This window comes from Paraburkholderia sp. EG286B (assembly GCF_040965655.1).
Classification (GTDB): domain Bacteria; phylum Pseudomonadota; class Gammaproteobacteria; order Burkholderiales; family Burkholderiaceae; genus Paraburkholderia.
Genome location: NZ_JBFRCF010000009.1, coordinates 144229 through 164324, shown reverse-complemented (window position 1 = coordinate 164324; position 20096 = coordinate 144229). Strand labels below are relative to the sequence as shown.

The window sequence follows — 20096 nt, the reverse complement described above, 5'->3', positions numbered from 1 at the left end:
CGGTTATCGTGCCGCGTTCACACGAGGCACGGCAATCACGGTCAGCGACCGGATGCCCTGCGCCCCGCGGATCAGCACGCCCTCGATATCCGCCGTCGCGGACGGGCCGCTCATGAGGCACGCGTAGCGCGCCTCGAAGAACTCCCGGCGGTGATAGGCGTGATGGAGGTTGTCGACGATATCGGACGGATCGACGAGCGCCACGAGATGCTGCGAGAGATAGCCGAGCGCATTGACGCGATACTCATGCTCGCTCAGCCAGATCGAGCCAGTCTCCGCGACCGCGAAGGCGGGACGGACGATGCCCACGTCCACATCTTCGAGATCGTGTGGACGCTCGACGTCCCCGATTCGGCGGGTGCCCTCGACTTCGGGCACGGCCGAGCAGACCACGCGCGCCTGCGGGAAGCGCGAACGGATCAGGGCTTCGAGATCGCCGTCGGAAGGCGCGTCGCACCACGTGCCGCCAAGGCGCGCGAGCGACTTCTTGAACGTCTCGAGCGTGGGCGGCAGATGCTGGTCGAACAACGGCACTTCCGGCAGCGGACGCGGCGCGGGCGCCACTTCGCGAAGACGGGAGAGAATCAGGTCACGGCTGCTCATTTCTTGTTCCTCTTCAGGTACCAGTCACGGAAGGTTTCGGTCGGCGCTTCGGGCACCTCGCGTTGCTTGCCCCATTCGTTGAGCGGGTTGTAAAGAACGACGCGCGGCAGCGTGGAAACGGCCTTGTTGGCGGTTTTGACGGCGGCGCGGTAAAGCTTCGGATGCGACAGCACCTGGCCCGCGACCTTCATCGCTTCCTGCTTGACGAATGGGAGCTCGTGCTTTTCGGCGATGATCTGCCGCCACTTGTAGATCTGTTCGTGAATGTTGATCTTCACAGGACAGACGTTGGTGCAGCTGCCGTTCATGGTGGAGGCGAATGGCAGCGAGCTGTACTTCTTGAGGTCGTAAGTCGGGTTGATGATGGCGCCGATCGGACCGGAGTACACGCCGCCGTAGCTCAAGCCGCTGCTGCGCCGATACACCGGGCAGGTGTTCATGCACGCGCCGCAGCGGATGCACTTGAGCGAGTACCAGAAGTCGTCCATCGCAAGGCGTTCGGAACGGCCGTTGTCGACCAGCACGAAGTGCATCTCGCCGCCCTCGCGCGGCCCACGGAAATGCGAGGTGTACTGGGTGATCGGCGAGCCGAGCGCGTTGCGCGACAGCATCCGGATAAAGAGGCCCAGGTGCTCCAGCTTCGGAATGAGCTTCTCGATACCGATGGAGGCGATATGCAGCGACGGCACGTTCGCGCTCAGGTCGGCGTTGCCCTCGTTCGTGCAGACCGTGATGCCGCCGGTTTCGGCCACGGCGAAATTGCAGCCGGTCATGCCGGCGTCCGCGTTCAGGAAGAGCGGGCGTGTGGCGTTGCGCTGGGCTTCGGCGAGCTTCGGAATGTCGGTTTCGTTCGGGTCCGTGCCGAGCTTGTCGGCGAAGATCTTTGCGACGTCCGTCGCGAGCTTGTGGACGGCCGGTACGACGATGTGCGAAGGCATTTCGTCGTCGAGCTGCTGGATCTGCTCTCCGAGGTCGGTTTCCACGACGGTGATGCCGCGCTCCTCGAGATACGGGCGCATCTCGCACTCTTCGGTCAGCATCGATTTGCTCTTCACGAGAACCCGGGCGTTGCGGCCGCTCAGGATCTCGTACACGATGCGATTGTGCTCCTCGGCATCCTTCGCCCAGTGAACCGTCACGCCATTGGCGGTGGCGTTGCGCTCGAACTGCTCGAGGTAGTCGGGCAGATGCGTGAGCGTGTGCTCCTTGATCGCCGAGGCGAGCGAACGCATTTCCTCCCACTCGGGAATACCGTGGACTTCGATGTCGCGGGCACTGCGCAAGCCCCACAGGCGCTTGTCGTGGAATTCGATGTGCTTTTCGTCTGCGATGAACTTCTTCGAAAAACCCACATGATCGACGCGTTTCATGCTCGTGCTCCATTCAGGATCTGGGCGATATGGATGAACTTCAGGCCAAGTCCGAGGCGGTCCGCGCAACCCTTCTGGTGCATCAGGCACGAGGAGTCGGCCGAGACGATGTACTCGGCGCCGTTGCGCTTGTGATCGCGCACCTTGTCTCCGCCCATGCGGGCCGACACGGGCGCCTCCGAGACGCAGAACGTGCCGCCGAAACCGCAGCATTCGTCAGGCCGGTCCGGCTTGATGAACTCGATGCCTTTTACGCCCTTGAGGAGCGTCATCGGCTTGGAGAAGACAGGTCCCGCGATTTCCGACATGCTCGCCGTCTTCAGGCTGCGCAGCGTGCCGCAGCTGTTGTGCAGCCCCACCTTGTGCGGAAATTCGGCCCATGGGAATTCGCGCACGTGCAGGACGTCGTGGATGAACTCGACGAGTTCGTAGCTGTTGCGGCGCACCTTCTGCGCGTCGCTGGTCTGGTCCGCTGCCGTGAGATGGTCGCGGACGTGGTGCACGCAGCTGCCGCTCGGCGAGACGATGTAGTCGTAGCCGGTGAAGTTCCGCACGAAGAGGTTTTGGGTGGCGGCGGCCTGTTTTTCGCAGCCGCTATTGCCCATGGGCTGACCGCAGCAGGTCTGGTCGAGTGGATAGTCGACGTCGCAGCCGAGGCGCTCGAGCAGCTCGAGCGTGGCGATGCCGACATCGGGGAAAAACGAGTCGATGAAGCACGGAATGAACAGGGCGACCTTCATGGCAGCAGTTCCTCAAACAAGATAGTCGATTCAGTGATAGACATGGTCGCTGGATACGCGGCCGCGGAAAACGGCGTACGCCACGTACGTATAGGCGACGATGATCGGGAGAACGAAGAGTCCGCCTCCCCAGAACATGAACGTCTGGCTGGAAGCCGGTGCGGCTGCCTGCTCGATCGTGAGATCGAAGGGGACGACATACGGCAGGTAGGACGCTGCGAGCGTCACGAGGAGCAGCGCGCAACTGAGCGCCGCAAGGACGAAGGGCGTGCGTCCCTCACCGCGGCGCGCGGCGAGCGGCAGGCCGATCAGCGTCGCAAGGGTCAGCAACGGCAGAACGAAAAGCGCCGGGTGAAGCTGCCAGCGCGCTTCGATCACGTGATGGTCGAAGAGCGTGGCGGCGAACATCGCCGCGAGAACAAGGACCGTTACCGGCGTCAGACGGGAGAGAGCCGAGCAGCCAAACTGGCGCAGATCGTTCTCGCCCTTGAGGACCAGCCAGCCGGCGCCGAGGAGGCCATAGCAGAGCACTGCGCCGAGACCGCACCACAGCGGAAATGCAGTGGCCCACTCGAAGCCGTTACCGGCGTAGTGCATGTTCTCGACTGGCACGCCCTTGGCGTAGGCGCCGAGCGCGACGCCCTGCGCGAACGCGGCGAGCAGCGAGCCTGCGAACAGCAGCAGATTCCACACCCAGCGCGAGCCGTGCGCCTTGTGGCGGAATTCGATCGCGACACCGCGCATGATCAGGCCGGCCAGCATGGCCGAGAGCGGCGCGTAGAGCGCCGGGAGCGCGATCGAATAGATCGCCGGGAACGCACCGAACATTATGGTGCCCGCGATCACGAGCCAGGTCCCGTTGCCGTCCCAGACGGGCGAGATGGAGGCGACCATCTGGTCGCGCCGCGCGGTGCTTGCGGCGAAGCCGCTGAGAATGCCGACGCCGAGGTCGAAGCCGTCGAGCACGATATAGGCGGCGAGTGCGAAGGCGAGTTCGACCAGCCAGAACCAGTCAAGCATGATTTTCTCCCGATTAGTGGTTGGACGACGAGATGCGCGACGAGGCGTGCACGGCGCTCGTCTGCGAGCGCGGCTCGTAGGTCTGCGGAATGACGTGCCCGTTCCAGACGGTGAGCACCTTGCCGCTGAAAACACCGCCGCGAATGATGCGCAGGATGTAGTAGACGCCGAAGCAGAAGATGAAGCCGTAGACGGCCACGTACATGATCAGCGACGCGAGGGCGAAGTGAGCCGAGAGTCCGGGCGTCATCGCGTCTGCGGTGCGCAGCACACCCCAGACGGTCCAGGGTTGACGACCGACTTCAGCGGTGAACCAGCCGGTGAGGACTGCGGCGAAGCCAAGCGGGAAGCTGAGGGCGACTGGCCACAGGAGCCATTTGCGTTCCTCCAGCTTGCCGCGCCGTGCCACATAGGTGCCGATCCAGGCAAGGGCCAGCATCAGCATCCCGCAGCCCGCCATGATCCGGAATGCGAAGAAGGGAACGAGGATCGGTGGCCGATTGGCGAGGGGGAAGTCCTTGAGGCCGACTTCGCGCGAATCGAGTGTGCTGGAGGCAATGAGACTGCCCAGCACCGGGATCTTCCATTCGTAGCGGTTGCGTTCGGCATTGACGTCGGGTACCGCGAAGATCACTTCGGCAGCCGGCTGTTCGTCGACCCAGCGGCCTTCGACGGCCGCGAACTTCACGGGCTGGTAATCATGGATGTAGTCGCCTGTGAGGTGACCGAAGAGGATCTGCAGCGGCACGAGCACGGCGGCAAGGCCAAGTGCCATGCGGAACATGACAGTGGCCTCCACGCGGCTCGTGTCCTTGAGCAGGTACCACGCGCCGACGGCCGCGACGCAGAACGCCGTGGTCAGATAGGCCGCGAGCAGCATATGGGGAAAGCGAACCCAGACGACGCTGTTGAAGACGATGGCGGCCCAGTCGGTGGGCACATAGACACCGTTCTGCACGATATAGCCCACCGGATGCTGCATCCACGAGTTGTTGACGAGGATCCAGAACGCCGAGAGCGTGGTTCCCAGTGCCACGAGCATGCATGACATCAGATAGAACCACGGCTTGACGCGGTTACGTCCGAACAGCATCACACCGAAAAAAGTGGCCTCGAGTGCGAACGCCGTCAAGGATTCATAGGTCAGGAGAGGGCCCTGAATCGGGCCGCTTGCGCGCGACAACTCGCTCCAGTTGGTGCCGAACTGGAACGCCATGACGATGCCGGACACGACGCCCATGCCGAACGCAACGCCGAAGATTTTTAACCAGAAGTCGAACACGCGCCGGTAGACAGGGTTGCCGGTCGCGAGGCGCATGGCCTCGAGCACGGACAGCCAGGCGGCGAGGCCAATGGTGAAGGACGGAAAGATGATGTGAAAAGAAACCGTCGCGGCGAACTGTATCCGCGATAGCAGGAGTGCAGAGGCTTCCACGTGCTTGCTCCAGTCAAGTGGGTGTTGACTGGAGTTTGGGTCTCGCGTATTGCTGGCCGGTTGCGATCCGGCGCTCGTGCATTACATCCGTAACTACTCGTGTAGCAAAGCCAGGATAGTCGTCGCGTTCACCGTGGCGCGGAGGCGAATCGCGCACGCGCACCCCTTCACGGCGTCTGAGCGACGGGTTAGATGGCGCAAGGGCAGGGCGCAGGTTACAGACGTAACCGAGCCCTCGGCCTTTGCAACGTTTGCGAAACGACGCGCACCCATCATTCACGGGCACTGACCGACGAAACCGTTCGAAACCGTCGGCAGGTCATACTGAGTATCCGGATTGGACATGGAACGCGAAGGGAAAACTCCAAAGCCACGCGCCAGCGCCGCGCCGCGTCTGCGGCGCGCATTAAGTCTGCACGAAATCGCCGTACTGCTGCTGCTCGCCTCTGCGCCTGTCGAGGCAACGGTCTGCACGCCAGATTATTTCGCGCTTCAGAACGCGGGGCTGGTGGATGTCGTGGATGCCCGCTTTGCGCTGACCGACTCGGGCAGGGCGCTACTCCATCTGCTCGAACGCGCCTGAATCGTTTCCCCGGGCTCGGGTTTCGTTTCTTGACAGATTGAAGCCAAGGGTGGCTGCGTAGCTATACCTCAACGCTGCCTGCTGTATTCCGGGCGTTCGCCGATACGCTGGTGGTGCCGGCTAACGAAAAACTGCTACGCGGTGGTCCGTTCGAAGCGGCCCCGTGCCCATCGGGGGCGCAAACGAGCGGTCCGTGGACCAAAACCGTTCGTGGATTCGACAACGGGATGTCCGCGGCACGCAGCCGCTTCAGGATGGCGAACAGAAGTTCACTTCTGGTGTCGGCAACGATCCTGGGACTCCTGACGTGCCCCGTGACCGTGAGTGTAATGCCATCGGGCGTCAACTGACTGAACATCACGGACGGCAACGGATGCTCCAGAACCGAAGGGTGATCCCTGTAGGCGTCGAGAAGAATCTCGCGGACCCGCTCCGGGTCGACATCCAACGCGAATGTGAGCACCAGGGAGGTGACGCCTTGTGTGGTGTTTCCCATCGTGACGTTGCGCACATTCTGCGATATGAGCTGTGAGTTCGGCACAATCACGGTTGACTTGTCTGCAAGCTGGATCTGGGTGGCGCGTACACTAATGCGTCGTATGTCGCCCTCGATGCCGGCGATACTGATCATATCGCCCACCTTCACCGGCCGCTCCGCGAGCAAGATGAGTCCGGAGATAAAGTTTTTCACGATCTCCTGCAGGCCGAAACCGATTCCCACCGACAATGCACTCACTATCCATGCAAGGTTGTGCCATCTGACACCTAGCACGGACAAGGTCTGCAGTACGACGAGTACGTAACCAATGTTCGCAAACAACGTCAGCAGGGACGTGCGCATGCCAGGACTCATTTCTGTCTTCGGCAACAACTCCCTGTCGAACCATTTGCGCACGGACCGCACAACGTACAGACCAACGCCGGATGTGAGTATGGCGCTGAGGATATGAGCGGGGACGATATTGAGCGCACGCAGCCAGTCCCCGCCTAGCACCTCGAAAATGCTGTCGATGAGATCGGCGGGCGTAGTTCCCAGACCACCTGTGAGCAGCGCAACGACCGCAGCGACGATGAGCGCGCTTCGGCAGACTCCGGAAAGGACCGTCGCAATCTGGGCGAGATGGGCATTTTCGAGACCAAACAGATGCTTGATCGTATTGCCGCTTGAATGCGCCGGCGAAAAGACGCTTTCGCATAGATCACGCGTAAGCATCACAAGAAAATAGAGACTGCACAGGACGATGTCGAACCACACGAGTTCATAGGTCAGGAAACGCGCAACGGAAACGTACCCGCAGAGCAATGCGGCCAGGGCCCCCACGACGACAACGCAGACGGCAGCATGAATCAAGCCCGCAATTGTCGACCGTCCGTCAGGCGAATTTCCGACCGCAGCGAGTGCGGTGCGTACCCGGTTCGCGTGCAGCAATGAAGTACCGATGGTCAACGCGACGATCAACGCGACTAGACCGCGAGTGAAAATCGTGAGTTGAAGGCTGGTATCGACGGCCCTGTTGATCTGCTCTATCGCTCCTGAAAACAGCAGGAGCGCGGCCAAAGTCCGTGGAAAAGATCTGAGCGCGTGCGCAACGGGATCGGCGATGGCAGGTAGGCGCCAGGTTGGATGCCTGGTGCACAGAAACGCCCTGCCAAGCGCGACGACCAACGCACAATTGACGATGTGTTTGACAAGTTCGTCGGTGAAAGTCTGAAGGGCGGGCGACAAACTTTGTTGACTGGTTATGGCCAGGCCAGCGAGGTGTACCGCCACCATCGTGGCTGCCAGCGTCGCAAACACGGTCGATATCGCGAAAGCGCTGCGCCGCAGCCGTCCTTCTGGCAGACGCCGAAGGCAAACCGATCCTGCCGTTCGCTCAAGAACGCGAACACCAACTGTTGCGCACGCCAGCGCGATCAGTAAAAGCAACGTGGTCGTGATGTGGCGTCCCGGCTGCCACATCGATTGCATCTGCTTTTCGACCTGCTCGCCAAACGCTCGCAGACTTTGATAGTCAGCCGCATCCGGGTGAACGACGGGCGCCCAGAACGCAGCGCTCAGAATGCTGCCGGTGCGAAGCGCCAGTTGGTCTTTCAGATGTTCGTGAAGCAATCGTGCAATCTGTGCGTCGACGTTGACCAGATTACCTTTGATGCCTTCCGCCTGCCTGACTTGCGCATCAAGCCGCGCTTTCTGCGTCGTGAGTGCGTTGCGATGCTGCGTGACGGCGGGTGTTTCTGAACTTGCGCCGGCAACGGGCGCAGCTCCGAGCACATCGAGCTGCGCATGCGTCCTTTCGAGCTCGGGCTCCAACGAGGTTGCGACCAGTCTGTCGACGTCGTCGACGATACGCCGGCTCAGCGAGTCCAGTTCGATCAGTTCGGCATCACCGGTTGCCGTCGATGCGCGTTGCCTGATCGCGTCTTCCTTGGCCTGAAGCGCATTGAGTGCTTCCGCCGCGTCGGAACCGACGCCAGCGACGGGCACAAAATAGCCACTGTCGGGCGCGAGAGGCGGGGTGCCAGCCGCGCATGCAAAGGCCGGAACCAGGCCAGACAATGCAAGGACGATGAGGCGGAAAGTGACCAGAAGTACTTGTCGCATAGCTTGGGCATGGGAAGAGACGCGCAGAACGTCTTTGCATGCCAGATGGCGCAGCAGGCGCCATCCATCAATGTGCCCACGCCGTAATGGAACAGACGTTAGCAGTCCGACGTCGTAAATGACAAGTGTATCATAAATGATGAAAGTGCGTGAGAATGTGCGGCCGTTGCCGCGTCCGGTCGCGGCTCGAGGTCGCGTCAGGGCGGTCTACGGAAAACACAACTGCGAGCTTGCCCGTTATGATCCGGCCGGTTCGTGGCCCTTCGTCGATACGATATGAGAAACAGGGTGGGGGACGCCCGGGCATACCCTGCGTCTGGTTTGTAGCACGTTTGACACATCACCATGCGCCTCGCCGCATCGGGCGCTACGCCGAATATATCCGGCGGGCGGGGCGGGCTTTGCGGCTCGCGCGTTGGCGAGATGGAAACAAACAATTGCGAGCGTCGATTCAACGTCTGCGGCGCATATACTTCCCGTCATCACCTCGTCCATCAGGTGTCGGATTCACATTGTCATGAGAAGGAGTACTCATGGAAAAGCAATACATCGCTGCAATTGGTGAAGCAAAACCAGAAAGCGCTCACCAGATCGTACAGGACGCGCTTCGAAGTGCTGCTACGGCGTCCACGTCGAACGGCGCCATTGACCTGCTTGGCGAGGCGCTGCTGGAACTGGAGCGCCTGCTTGCACTGAATGGCGCGCGGGTGCACTGAACTCGATCGGATCACGTGGCCGCAAAAGATGCAATATTCGAATGTGAGGCATTAGCTTTCCTAAAGCATTGTTGAAGCGTTAGAGGCGATATTTGCGTGCCTGGCGTCATGCCGCCGATTCGCTTGAAACGCTTGCCGCTTGAGGGGGCGCAGGGAAGGGGCGATGAGCAATCCTTTCGGCTTCGGTGCGTTTGAGGCCGAACGCCTGCAACACAATGGCCGCCGTGCTGTCGGCGAACTTTTCGTGCCTGGATCGAAGGGTCTTTCGTGCGCGAACCGCCCGCTTTGAAGATCCAGAGAGGTGAAGCTCAGCAGCTATTGCAGCGACGACAGTACCGATCACGGAAAACACGCACATCAGTTCGTCCGCGACCATGAAGCGTCGTTCCGAAATCCCTCTCTTTGTGTCCCGCAGTAGCCGCTGACCCAGCCCCCTGCTCAGTACCCGCGTGGATAGCCCTTCGCGTATCAGTAATTGCCCCCAAACCGGCTCCCGGTAGGCCCGCAAAAGCGTGTGACGTACCGACACTGCGATCGCTTCGGCCGGGTCGGACAACCCGGTTGCGAGACGATCAAGCGTAGTCGCGAATTCCTCGAATGACCATTCGACGAGCGCGGCGAAGATCCCTTCCTTTGAATCGAAGTGGTTATAGAAGGACCCAAATCCCACGTCGGCGGCGTTCGTAATCTCGGTGATCGTGACGCTTTCCATTCCCTTTTCCGTCGCCAGCGCAAACGCGGCATCGAGCAAACGAAGCCGCGTTTCAAGCTTACGTCGGGCCACGCGCGGCGATCGCGTGGCGGTGGACTCGCGACCGGCAACGGGCGCCTTCGCCAGTTGCCGACGACTCGTGCGGGAAATCGGGACGTTGGGCATGTCAACTCCTGGAACCATATATTGTCAGATTTTAGATGCAAATGTCATGGTTGACAAGAGCATCAGTATTGGGTTTAATCTCATCCGTGCGACGGTGGAAGCGGAAAACAGTCGGGACCCACGGGAAACGAAAGCGTCTCGGAGACGCTGGTAGATACCTGGTGCCAAAGTCCGCGGGCGCCGCGCAGAAAAGCGCAAATGCATTAGCGAATGCGCCTATCAGATGGTGCCGAGCCGCTTCGAGACACGTGTGGCGATCAGCTGCGATGGCCTGTCAACAACGCTCGGGCCGCCGGTCCATGGGGTCGTCGAAGAGGATCCGTTCCGCATCAATGGCTTCGTCTTCGCGCTACGGGCAACGCGCGCTTCTTGCAGGCGCGACTAGCCATCGGCGCAGATGACTTTTCTATCTGTATTCATCACCTGCCTTGTGAACATCGTGAAACAACCCGGTCTTGTCGCGCTGAAACGAGTGCGCTCCCTCCTACCTTCCTTCGTTCCATCGACGCACAAGTTGACTGTCGTCGTTGCGGCGTGCAGCGCCATCGCTCTTTGTGCATGCCACCAGACTGATGCAGTCGTCCCGGAGGCCAAGCCCGTCGTTGCGCTTGCGGTTCATCCGGATGGGCACGCTGAGAGCAACTCGCTGCCGGCACAGGTCCAGGCGCGTTATTCGACGCCTCTGTCGTTCCGGGTGGGCGGCAAGGTCATCGAGCGGCGAGTGCATATCGGCGATACGGTCAAGGCGGGACAGGTGGTTGCGTTGCTTGACCCGACGGATTTGCAGAACAACCTCGTCAATGCGCGCGCCCAGCTCGACGCCGCCGAGCATCGCCTCGTTTTTGCAAAGCAGCAGCTCGACCGCGATCAGGCTCAGGCGCGTGCGAACCTGATTGCTCCCGCGCAACTGGAGCAGACCGAGGATGCCTACGCTTCGGCGCTTGCGCAGCGCACTTCCGCGCTCGCCCAGATGGCGCTCGCAACGGATCATCTGCGCTACGCGACGCTGACCGCGGACCACGACGGCGTCATCACTTCCGAGGATGTGGATACCGGCCAGAACGTCCAGGCAACCCAGGCTGTGTATCACCTCGACTGGACGGGCGACGTCGATGTCGCTTGTGACGCGCCTGAAAGAACGCTGAACGCTCTCGCCGTCGGCAGCAACGCGCTCGTCACCTTGCCCGCGCTGCCCGGCAAGACTTTCGAAGCGCGGGTGCGCGAGGTTTCTGCGGCGGCCGATCCGCAAAGCCGCACGTGGCGTGTGAAGCTCACGCTGACCGCACCGAGTCCCGAGGTCCGTCTTGGCATGACCGCGAATGTGGCATTCAGCGTAGCGGACGATGCCGGCCAGGTCTTCACTCTGCCGGTGACGGCGCTCTTCCACAAGGGTGAGAATCCGGCCGTGTGGGTGGTGCGTAAAGGCAGCGACACGCTAGAGTTGCGCCCGGTCACGATCGAGCGGTACGACGAACGCACTGTCTCGTTCAGTTCGGGACTGCACGATGGCGACCGCGTCGTCCTGCAGGGCGTGCATGCCGTGAGTTCCGGGCAGCATGTGCAAGTGGTGCCTCCGCTGCATTCAGAGGACGCTTCGGTATGAACGCGCGCGACCACGAACACGCGCTCGACAGCGCGCCGGCGAACGCTTCTGGCGAGCAAAGCGCTAGCGGTACGGGCTTTAACCTCTCTGCATGGGCGCTGCGGCACCAGCAGCTCGTGATTTTTCTGATCGGGCTGGCCACGCTTTTTGGGGTGATCGGCTATACCCATCTTGCGCAATCGGAAGACCCGCCGTTCACGTTCCGGACGATGGTCATCAAGACGTACTGGCCGGGCGCGACCGCCCGCGAAGTGCAGGAACAGATCACGGACCGGATTGGCCGCCAGCTGCAGGCGGCGCCGTACGTCGACAACATCAAGAGCTACTCGCGCCCCGGCGAGTCGATGATCTTCTTCGCGATGAAGGACTCGGCGCCTGTCAAGGAGGTGCCCGAGACCTGGTACCAGGTCCGCAAGAAGGTGGGCGATATCGCGGCGACGCTGCCGAGGGGAACGGCCGGACCCTTCTTCAACGATGAGTTCGGTGACGTCTACACAAACATCTACGCGCTCGAAGGCGATGGCTTTACGCCTGCGCAACTGCATGACTATGCGGATCAGCTGCGCACGGTTCTGCTGCGCGTGCCGGGCGTCGCGAAGGTCGATTACTTCGGTGACCCTGATCAGCATATCTTTGTCGAGATATCGAACGCGCAACTCACGCGTCTGTCGATCACGCCGCAGCAACTCGCTCATGCAATCGACGCGCAGAACACCGTCGCACCCGTCGGCACCATTACGACGGCGGACGACCGCGTATTCGTGCGGCCGAGCGGCGCGTTCAAGAACGAACAGGCGCTCGCGGACACGCTGATCACCGTCAACAACCGCTCGTTCCGTCTTGGCGATATTGCAACCATCAAGCGCGGTTATGACGATCCGCCCGTAACGCAGATGCGCGTTGGCAGCCACGCTGTGCTCGGCATCGGTGTAACGATGCAAAAGGGGGGCGACGTCATTGACCTCGGCAAGGCACTCGACGCGAAGACGGCGGAATTGCAGGCGTCGCTGCCGGCCGGCGTGAAGCTCGAGCCGGTCTCGAGCATGCCACACGCGGTCAAGCACTCTGTAGACGACTTCGTCGAGGCGGTTGGCGAAGCGGTGGCGATCGTGCTGGTTGTCAGCCTCGTTTCGCTCGGCCTGCGCACGGGCATGGTCGTCGTCATTACGATTCCGATTGTGCTGGCCGTGACGGCGCTGTGCATGCATCTATTCGGAATCGGGCTCGACAAGGTTTCGCTCGGCACGCTCGTGCTCGCGCTCGGGCTGCTCGTCGACGATGCAATCATCGCCGTCGAAATGATGGCCGTGAAGCTGGAGCAGGGCTGGAGCCGTATGCGCGCGGCGGCCTTTGCCTACACTAGCACCGCATTCCCGATGCTGACGGGCACACTCGTCACGGTCTCGGGCTTCCTGCCGATCGCGCTCGCGAAATCGAGCACGGGTGAATACACACGCTCGATCTTCGAGGTATCGGCCATTGCGCTCGTCGTTTCGTGGTTCGCTGCAGTCGTGCTGGTGCCGTTGCTGGGCTTCCATCTGCTTCCGGAGAGCAAGGCTTATGCGAGCGGTGGCCATGAACATGATGTCTACAACACGGGCTTTTACCGGCGTCTGTCGGGCTGGGTCGCGGCGTGTATCGACCGACGCTGGATCGTGCTCGGGGTCACCGTCGTGCTCTTCGTCATTGCGATGGCGGCATTCACGCGCGTGCCGCAGCAGTTCTTCCCGAACTCCGAGCGGCCCGAACTGCTGGTCGACCTCAGGCTGCCGGAAGGCGCTTCGTTCGAGGCGACGTTACGTGAATCAAAGCGCCTCGAGAAGGTCCTCGATGGCAAGCCCGGGATCGACCATTTCGTCGACTACGTCGGCACGGGCGCGCCGCGCTTTTACCTGCCGCTCGACCAGCAGCTGCAGCAGCCCAACTTCGCGCAGTTCGTGATCACGGCCAAAGACGTCGAAACACGCGAGGAACTGATGCACTGGCTCGACGCGAAACTGGAGCAGGACTTTTCCGGTGTTCGCACACGTGTGGCACGCCTCGAAAACGGTCCGCCCGTGGGTTTCCCGATCCAGTTCCGCGTGAGCGGTGACGATATCGCGACTGTGCGATCGGTCGCGGAAACGGTCGCAGAGAAGGTCCGTGCAGACTCGCGCACGCGCAACGTCCAGTTCGACTGGGACGAACCGGCAGAACGTTCAATCTCGTTCGAGATCGACCAGAACCGCGCGCGCCAGCTTGGCGTCACGTCAGAGGACGTTTCGAGCTTCCTCGCCATGACGCTGTCGGGCTACACCGTGACGCAGTACCGCGAGCGCGACAAGCTGATCAACGTCGATCTGCGTGCGCCGAAGAGCGAGCGCGTCGACCCCGCAAAGCTCACGAGCCTTGCGATTCCGACACCGAACGGTCCGGTTCCGCTCGGCTCGCTCGGACGTGTGCGCGACACGCTCGAATACGGCGTGATCTGGGAGCGTGACCGCCAGCCGACCATCACCGTGCAGGCCGACGTGCGCGGCGACGCGCAGGGGATCGACGTAACGCGCGACATCGAGCACGCACTTACGGCCGTGCGGGCGAAGCTGCCTGTCGGATACCGGATCGAGGTGGGCGGGGCAGTGGAAGAGAGCGTGAAAGGCCAGAGGTCGATCAACGCGGAAATGCCGCTGATGATTATCGCGGTACTGACGCTGCTGATGATCCAGCTGAAAAACTTTGCGCGCACCTTCATCGTCGTGCTTACCGCACCGCTGGGTCTGATCGGCGTGGTGACTGCGCTGTTGCTGTTTGGCAAACCGTTTGGCTTCGTCGCGTTGCTCGGTGTGATCGCGATGTTCGGGATCATCATGCGCAACTCCGTCATTCTGGTGGACCAGATCGATCAGGACATCGCGGCGGGGCACGCGCGCTTTGACGCCATTATCGGCGCAACGGTGCGGCGTTTCAGGCCGATCATGCTGACTGCCGCCGCCGCCGTGCTCGCGCTGATTCCGCTGCTGCGCTCCGGCTTCTTCGGGCCTATGGCGACCGCGCTGATGGGCGGCATCACCACCGCCACGGTGCTGACGGTGTTTTTCCTGCCCGCGCTCTACGCGACGTGCTTCAGGGTCCGTCGTGACGAGCGCGGCACCCACGAGGTCGTCGTCGAGCATACGGAGGGTTGATCATGAGTTTTACATATAAGGCATCCGTGCTCGCTGCTGCGGCGGCGCTCGCCATGACGGCGTGCTCGTTCGGGCCCAGCGGCGAGCCACCGGCCATGCCGTCTCCCGAGCATTACGGTGCCGAGACGCAGCCTGCGAAGACGGTGGCAGCGGGTGGCGTTGCGCAAACCTTCGATGTCGGCGCCACGCCTGGGCCGCAATGGTGGCAGCTCTACCACTGCGCCGCGCTGGACGCGCTTGTGGACGAAGGACTGCGCAACAGCCCGACGCTCGCGGCAACGCAGCGTACGCTCGCCGCGGCGCACGAGCAATTGCGCGCGCAGATCGGCTCATCGACGCTGCCGTCGATCGACGGAACCGCGCAGGTCCAGCGCGCCCGTTCACCGGTGGCGCCCCAGCTTGGCCTGCCCGAGCAGGTGCAATACAACTTCTTTGCCGGGCAGTTGCAAGCGCATTACACGTTCGACCTGTTCGGCCAGACGCGCTATGCGAATTCCGCGAGCGCGGCCCGCGTGAATGTGCAGGCATTCGAACTAGAAGCGTCGCGCCGTGCGCTCGCTGCAAACATCGTGGCTGCCACGATCAATGTGGCAGCACTCGATCGGGAGATCGCGCTCACCGAGCGGCTCGTCGCCGTGTCGGACGATGCGGCGAACGAAGACGCGCAGCGCTACGCGCTCGGCTCGGTCTCGCGAGCCCAGGCGTTCGAGTCGAAACAGGATGCGGCCTCCATCGCGGCGACGTTGCCCGCACTGCGTCAGCAACGCGCGACTGCGGTTCATGCACTCGCGGTGCTGATCGGCCGTACACCGGACAACGCCCCGAGCGTGCCGGATCTGGACAGCCTGTCGTTGCCAGAGCACGTGCCCGTCGCCGTGCCTTCGGACCTGTTGCGCTCGCGCCCGGACATCCAGGCTGCCGACGCCGCCGTCAAGGCGGCCGCCGCCGATGTGGGCGAGGCAACGGCGCAACTTTTCCCGAGCCTGTCGCTGACGGGCGCAATGGGTCGCGGCGGTTTCAGCTGGCCGGCAGTGGTTTCGGGCGCGGGCGGCCTTTGGGCTATCGGCGCGAGCCTCTCGCAGCCGATCTTCCATGGCGGCGCGCTGTTCGCGCAGCGCCGCGCGTCGATCGATACTTACGACGCCACCGTGCTGCATTACAAGTCCACTGTGCTTTCGGCGTTCCAGGACGTAGCGAATTCACTCGCCGCGCTGGATAACGACGCACAGGCCCTCGCGTCGAGCGAAGTCGCCGCTGACGCCGCGCGGACGGCATTCGAGGACACGGCGTCGCGCCACCGCCTGGGCTCGCTGCCTTCGGCGGCAACGCACGCGAGCGAGTCGCGGTATCTGAACGCAGAGATCGGCGCAGTGCGCGCGGCGGGCCAGCGCATGAGCGATACAGCTGCACTGTTCCAGGCGATGGGGGAGCTGCCCTCGGCTCAGCGGACTCAGCAGACGACCGCATCAACGCATTGACCCAGGCGTTCGTGCAACGCGAGGGCGATCCGCCAGGACCGCCCTCGCCGTTCAGCAGTGGCTCGAGCCACGCGATGGCCGTTGGACACATCAATTGACGGGCTGCCGCGCCGGCCGCGTGATTCGGCCGTTGCGCCAGTATGAATGCCACCGGATTTCCGCTTTATTTCCGTATGGAATATCAGAGACTAATTGCCTGCCACGAATGCGATCTGCTGTTTCGCAGGCCTTCCAGTGTCAAAGGGCGCCGCGCAGCCTGTTCGCGCTGCGGTGCGGGCATGACAGCGCTACCGGGCAGCGGATGGCCGCTTGACTGGATTTGCGCTGTGACGCTCGCCGCATTGATCGTTTTTGGCATCGCGCAGAGTTTCCCTGTGATCGAGCTACGCGCGAACGGCATGACATCCGAGGCGACGTTGTTTGGCGCCGTGCGCTCCCTTTGGTCCGGCAACATGCGCGTCGTCGCGATCATGGTGTTCTGCTCGGCGGTACTCTTCCCGTTGATCGAACTGCTCTCATTGCTATATGTGCTGGTGCCGCTCCGGCTAGGCAAACTGCCACCCCGGTTCAACGCGATGGTGCGTCTCGTGCAGCTCGTTCGACCATGGGGCATGGTCGAGGTGTTCATGCTCGGGGTGCTGGTGACGATCGTGAAAATGGTCAGCATCGCGGAAGTGATCCCGGGACCGGGATTGTTCGCAACGGGCGCGCTGACTGTCATGCTGGGCGTTGTTGCTTCATTCGACCCGAGCAGGCTCTGGGCGGTCCGTGACGAAATCAGGTGTGCTCGAATCGCGGACGTTCGCTGGTCGAGAGTCAGTGCAGGGCGAGGGCGTTTCACGCGGCCATCGGGGGCGCGCAAAACCGGCTCATCGCCCGCCATTACGGCACGGCGCGCCGGCCTCGTCGGCTGTCACGCATGCGGGCTCGTTCAGACGCGTATCGATCGGGAAGCCCACCAGCGCTGCTCCCGATGCCAGCATGTGCTGCACGAACGCAGGCCGGACAGCCTGACGCGAACGGCCAGTCTGCTTCTTGCCGCCGCGTTTGCCTATATTCCGGCGAACCTGCTGCCGATCATGCACGCCTCATCCGTGGGTGGTTCGGAGGACGACACGATCCTTGGCGGCGTCGCGTATTTCTGGACTTCGGGAGACTGGCCCCTTGCTGTCGTCGTTTTTGTCGCCAGCGTTCTCGTGCCGGTTCTCAAGCTCGTTGTTCTCACGCTTCTCACGGTAGCCGCTTCTCACGGTTCGGGATGGCGCGCTCGTGAAAGAGCCATCCTGTACCGGCTCGTCGAGCGCATTGGCCGATGGTCGATGCTCGACGTCTTCGTCGTTGCACTGACGGTCACACTGGTTCATTTCGGCTCGCTTGCCGTCATCACTGCGGGACCGGCCGCTCTCGCTTTCGGAGCGGTTGTGATCCTGACCATGCTCGCATCGCATCAATTCGATCCGCGGCTCAACTGGGACAACGTGGACGCGGGGCAGCGTGACGCTCCAACTGCGAACGATGAAGTTCCTCGTGCTTGTCTCCCCACCAACCGCATATCCTGAAACAGACGATGCATCTTTCCAATCTATCCGGACCTGAATTCAAGCCGCGCAAACGTTGGCTGCCATCCCTCATCTGGTTAGTACCACTAATCTCTGCATTGATCGGGGTTGCCCTGGTGGTCAAATCCGTTGCAGAAAAGGGGCCGGTCGTGACGGTCACCTTCAATAACGCGGAGGGCATTGAGGCAGGCAAGACGAAGGTAAAGTACAAGGACGTTGAAATCGGTGTCGTGCAAGCCATTGCACTGTCCGCCGATTTGCGCCGCGTCATCGTGAGTATCCAGTTGAGCAAGGACGCAGAGAAATTTGCGACGCAAGGCACGCGATTCTGGGTCGTACGCCCGCGCATTGGCGCCAACGGCATCTCCGGGCTCGGTACGTTGCTCTCTGGTGCGTACATCGGCGCGGACATCGGGCGCTCGACCGAGAGGCAAACCGCGTTCCTCGGTCTCGAAAGCCCGCCGATTGTCACCACGGGACAGCCTGGGCACCAGTACACGCTGCGAGGCGAGTCGCTGGGCTCGATCGATATCGGCGCCCCCATCTTCTACCATCGCATCCAGGCGGGTCAGGTGATTGGCTACTCCCTCGATCCTCACGGCGCCGGCGTCATCGTGAACGTCTTCGTGAATGCGCCGTACGACCAGTACGTCGGCAGCAATACGCGGTGGTGGAATGCAAGCGGCGTCGATCTGCGTCTCGATTCCAACGGGCTGAAGCTCAATACGCAATCACTCGCGACTGTCGTCGTCGGAGGGCTGGCGTTCCAGTCTCCGGCCGGGCAGGACGCTGGCCGACCGGCAGCAGACAGGGCGGAGTTCCGACTCGCCGCGGACGAATCGGACGCCATGCGCGAGCCCGACGGCCAGCCGCTCAATGTCGTCATGCGTTTCAATCAGTCTTTGCGTGGACTGTCTGTTGGCGCGCCTGTGGACCTTCGCGGGATTGCGCTGGGGCAGGTGACAGAGATTGGTATCGAGTACGACGAAAAGCAGAAGAGCTTCAGCATGAAGGTGTCGATGGCGCTTTACCCTGACCGGCTCAGCCGGCGCTCCAGCGAGGCACTGCCGGCGCCGGACACGCCCGGCGGTCACGAGATGCTGCAGCATCTCGTGACGGAAGGGCTGCGCGGCCAATTGCGGACCGGCAATCTCCTGACGGGACAGTTGTATGTCGCGCTCGACATGTTCCCGAAGGCGCCGCGCGCGAGTGTCGACGTGCACAGCAACCCGATCGAACTGCCGACCGTGCCGAATACGCTCGACGAGCTCCAGGTGCAGGTGGCGGACATCGCAAGGAAACTGAACCAGGTGCCGTTCGACCGGATCGGCGCCAACCTCGACGGTGCACTGGAGAACGCCAGCAAGCTGTTCGGGCATATGGACACCGAGGTCGTGCCGCAAGCACGCGACACGCTCGCTGCCGCACAAAAGACCTTCGCGACCGCGGAATCGACGCTGCGGCAGACGGCGCCGATGCAGTCCGACGTTCAGGACGCCATGCAGCAACTCACGCGTACGCTGCAGTCGCTCAATGCGCTCTCCGAATACCTGGAGCGCCATCCGCAGGCGCTGCTGTTTGGCAAAAAAGGAGACCAGCAATGATCGCAATGCAAACCCGCTCGTCCCGCACCATGGTGAGGACGCTCGTCTCTGTCGTTGGGCTGGCCCTTCTGACGGCGTGCGCAACGCCCGCGACGCGCTTTTATACGCTCGAAACCGACGCCGAGCCGGCCATCGCAAAGAATACGACAAGCCCCGCTTTGCGGATCGATGTACGCCCAGTGAAGGTGCCGGCCGCCGTCGCCAGGAGTCAGCTTGTGGTGCAGATCAACCCCGCCCAGGTGCAGGTGCTCGAAGACGATCGCTGGTCGTCGGCCCTTCCGGACGAGATTCGCGATGCACTTGCGGCTCGCGTGAGCCGGCAGGCCGGCGCGTCCGTCGCCAACGCAGTTGGCCGTGGTGAGGAGGTTCCCGTCTATCAGGTCGGCGTCGACGTTCAGCGCTTTGAATCGTGGCCGGGATCACACGTACTCGTTGATGTCGTATGGAGTGTAAGCAGGTCTGCGGGCCTGGAGACGCTGAGTTGCCACAGCGTAGTGAGCGAGCCCGTGTCTGGCGGGTATCAGGCGATCGTCGACGGGCATCGTCATGCGATCAACGCGATCGCTGATCAGATAGGCGAGGTCGTGCGGGAGTTCGCTGGGACCGCGGCGGATCGGCCGTTTAGACCTGCGGGCGCGTCCAGCAGAACGGGGATGACGACGCTGTCCTGCCCGCAATTTTTAGACGGCGCGCAAACCGCGGTCGAGGGGGCGGCGGCTCCGCGCTCTGGGGTATAAATTCG

General features: G+C 62.3%; 15 protein-coding genes. 8 read left to right on the top strand and 7 right to left on the bottom strand.

What is annotated here, in order from left to right:
- Window positions 1-3 precede the first annotated feature (3 nt).
- Genes AB4Y42_RS20955 through AB4Y42_RS20935 form a run of 5 tightly spaced genes read right to left on the bottom strand, consistent with a single transcriptional unit; the run spans window position 4 to window position 5168 of the window.
- The gene (locus AB4Y42_RS20955; protein ID WP_368695209.1) at window positions 4-603 is read right to left on the bottom strand and encodes a lactate utilization protein C; all 600 of its coding nucleotides are present in this window, start codon (window positions 601-603) and stop codon (window positions 4-6) included.
- Window positions 600-1973, bottom strand: coding sequence for a lactate utilization protein B (locus tag AB4Y42_RS20950; RefSeq protein ID WP_254317433.1), 1374 nt, complete (start codon window positions 1971-1973; stop codon window positions 600-602). The genes AB4Y42_RS20955 and AB4Y42_RS20950 overlap by 4 nt, the downstream gene beginning before the upstream one ends.
- Window positions 1970-2713, bottom strand: a complete 744-nt coding sequence (locus AB4Y42_RS20945) for a (Fe-S)-binding protein (RefSeq protein WP_368689811.1) — start codon at window positions 2711-2713, stop codon at window positions 1970-1972. Before AB4Y42_RS20945 ends, AB4Y42_RS20950 begins: the two co-directional genes overlap by 4 nt.
- Before the next feature lie 30 nt (window positions 2714-2743).
- Window positions 2744-3733 carry a cytochrome d ubiquinol oxidase subunit II gene (gene cydB / locus AB4Y42_RS20940; RefSeq protein WP_368695208.1) on the bottom strand — a complete coding sequence of 330 codons (990 nt, stop codon included), beginning with the start codon at window positions 3731-3733 and terminating at the stop codon, window positions 2744-2746.
- Window positions 3734-3746: 13 nt separating this feature from the next.
- Window positions 3747-5168 carry a cytochrome ubiquinol oxidase subunit I gene (locus AB4Y42_RS20935; protein WP_368695207.1) on the bottom strand — a complete coding sequence of 474 codons (1422 nt, stop codon included), beginning with the start codon at window positions 5166-5168 and terminating at the stop codon, window positions 3747-3749.
- 343 nt (window positions 5169-5511) lie between these two features.
- Between AB4Y42_RS20935 and AB4Y42_RS20930 the strand changes: the two genes are divergently transcribed.
- On the top strand, window positions 5512-5751 hold the full coding sequence (locus tag AB4Y42_RS20930; protein ID WP_368689814.1) for a hypothetical protein: 240 nt from the start codon (window positions 5512-5514) through the stop codon (window positions 5749-5751).
- Window positions 5752-5812: 61 nt separating this feature from the next.
- Here AB4Y42_RS20930 and AB4Y42_RS20925 read toward each other — a convergent pair whose 3' ends face one another.
- Window positions 5813-8353 carry a DUF3772 domain-containing protein gene (locus tag AB4Y42_RS20925; RefSeq protein WP_368695206.1) on the bottom strand — a complete coding sequence of 847 codons (2541 nt, stop codon included), beginning with the start codon at window positions 8351-8353 and terminating at the stop codon, window positions 5813-5815.
- Window positions 8354-8886: 533 nt separating this feature from the next.
- Between AB4Y42_RS20925 and AB4Y42_RS20920 the strand changes: the two genes are divergently transcribed.
- Window positions 8887-9069 (top strand): hypothetical protein, encoded by a 183-nt coding sequence (locus AB4Y42_RS20920; RefSeq protein WP_368689816.1) that lies wholly within the window; start codon window positions 8887-8889, stop codon window positions 9067-9069.
- 106 nt (window positions 9070-9175) lie between these two features.
- Here AB4Y42_RS20920 and AB4Y42_RS20915 read toward each other — a convergent pair whose 3' ends face one another.
- A complete protein-coding gene (locus AB4Y42_RS20915) occupies window positions 9176-9946 on the bottom strand; it encodes a TetR/AcrR family transcriptional regulator (RefSeq protein WP_368689817.1) in 771 nt (256 codons plus the stop codon).
- A gap of 514 nt (window positions 9947-10460) precedes the next feature.
- Between AB4Y42_RS20915 and AB4Y42_RS20910 the strand changes: the two genes are divergently transcribed.
- The 6 genes from AB4Y42_RS20910 to AB4Y42_RS20885 all read left to right on the top strand — a co-directional run bounded on the left by AB4Y42_RS20910 (window position 10461) and on the right by AB4Y42_RS20885 (window position 20091).
- Window positions 10461-11549, top strand: coding sequence for an efflux RND transporter periplasmic adaptor subunit (locus AB4Y42_RS20910; protein ID WP_368695320.1), 1089 nt, complete (start codon window positions 10461-10463; stop codon window positions 11547-11549).
- The gene (locus tag AB4Y42_RS20905; protein ID WP_368695205.1) at window positions 11546-14713 is read left to right on the top strand and encodes an efflux RND transporter permease subunit; all 3168 of its coding nucleotides are present in this window, start codon (window positions 11546-11548) and stop codon (window positions 14711-14713) included. Before AB4Y42_RS20910 ends, AB4Y42_RS20905 begins: the two co-directional genes overlap by 4 nt.
- 2 nt (window positions 14714-14715) lie before the next feature.
- Window positions 14716-16191: an efflux transporter outer membrane subunit gene (locus AB4Y42_RS20900; protein WP_368689819.1), complete on the top strand. Its 1476-nt coding sequence runs from the start codon at window positions 14716-14718 to the stop codon at window positions 16189-16191.
- A gap of 173 nt (window positions 16192-16364) precedes the next feature.
- Window positions 16365-17750, top strand: a complete 1386-nt coding sequence (locus AB4Y42_RS20895; protein WP_368689870.1) for a paraquat-inducible protein A — start codon at window positions 16365-16367, stop codon at window positions 17748-17750.
- Between the two features lie 8 nt (window positions 17751-17758).
- A complete protein-coding gene (locus tag AB4Y42_RS20890) occupies window positions 17759-19354 on the top strand; it encodes an intermembrane transport protein PqiB (protein ID WP_368695204.1) in 1596 nt (531 codons plus the stop codon).
- The gene (locus tag AB4Y42_RS20885; RefSeq protein ID WP_368689821.1) at window positions 19351-20091 is read left to right on the top strand and encodes a membrane integrity-associated transporter subunit PqiC; all 741 of its coding nucleotides are present in this window, start codon (window positions 19351-19353) and stop codon (window positions 20089-20091) included. The genes AB4Y42_RS20890 and AB4Y42_RS20885 overlap by 4 nt, the downstream gene beginning before the upstream one ends.
- Window positions 20092-20096 lie beyond the last annotated feature (5 nt).

Bases quoted from the DNA above. Each gene is read 5' to 3' on its own strand.
- AB4Y42_RS20955 (WP_368695209.1), bottom strand. From the start codon at position 603: ATGAGCAGCCGTGACCTGATTCTCTCCCGTCTTCGCGAAGTGGCGCCC.
- AB4Y42_RS20950 (WP_254317433.1), bottom strand. From the start codon at position 1,973: ATGAAACGCGTCGATCATGTGGGTTTTTCGAAGAAGTTCATCGCAGAC.
- AB4Y42_RS20945 (WP_368689811.1), bottom strand. From the start codon at position 2,713: ATGAAGGTCGCCCTGTTCATTCCGTGCTTCATCGACTCGTTTTTCCCC.
- cydB (WP_368695208.1), bottom strand. From the start codon at position 3,733: ATGCTTGACTGGTTCTGGCTGGTCGAACTCGCCTTCGCACTCGCCGCC.
- AB4Y42_RS20930 (WP_368689814.1), top strand. From the start codon at position 5,512: ATGGAACGCGAAGGGAAAACTCCAAAGCCACGCGCCAGCGCCGCGCCG.
- AB4Y42_RS20925 (WP_368695206.1), bottom strand. From the start codon at position 8,353: ATGCGACAAGTACTTCTGGTCACTTTCCGCCTCATCGTCCTTGCATTG.
- AB4Y42_RS20920 (WP_368689816.1), top strand. From the start codon at position 8,887: ATGGAAAAGCAATACATCGCTGCAATTGGTGAAGCAAAACCAGAAAGC.
- AB4Y42_RS20915 (WP_368689817.1), bottom strand. From the start codon at position 9,946: ATGCCCAACGTCCCGATTTCCCGCACGAGTCGTCGGCAACTGGCGAAG.
- AB4Y42_RS20905 (WP_368695205.1), top strand. From the start codon at position 11,546: ATGAACGCGCGCGACCACGAACACGCGCTCGACAGCGCGCCGGCGAAC.
- AB4Y42_RS20900 (WP_368689819.1), top strand. From the start codon at position 14,716: ATGAGTTTTACATATAAGGCATCCGTGCTCGCTGCTGCGGCGGCGCTC.
- AB4Y42_RS20895 (WP_368689870.1), top strand. From the start codon at position 16,365: ATGGAATATCAGAGACTAATTGCCTGCCACGAATGCGATCTGCTGTTT.
- AB4Y42_RS20890 (WP_368695204.1), top strand. From the start codon at position 17,759: ATGCATCTTTCCAATCTATCCGGACCTGAATTCAAGCCGCGCAAACGT.
- AB4Y42_RS20885 (WP_368689821.1), top strand. From the start codon at position 19,351: ATGATCGCAATGCAAACCCGCTCGTCCCGCACCATGGTGAGGACGCTC.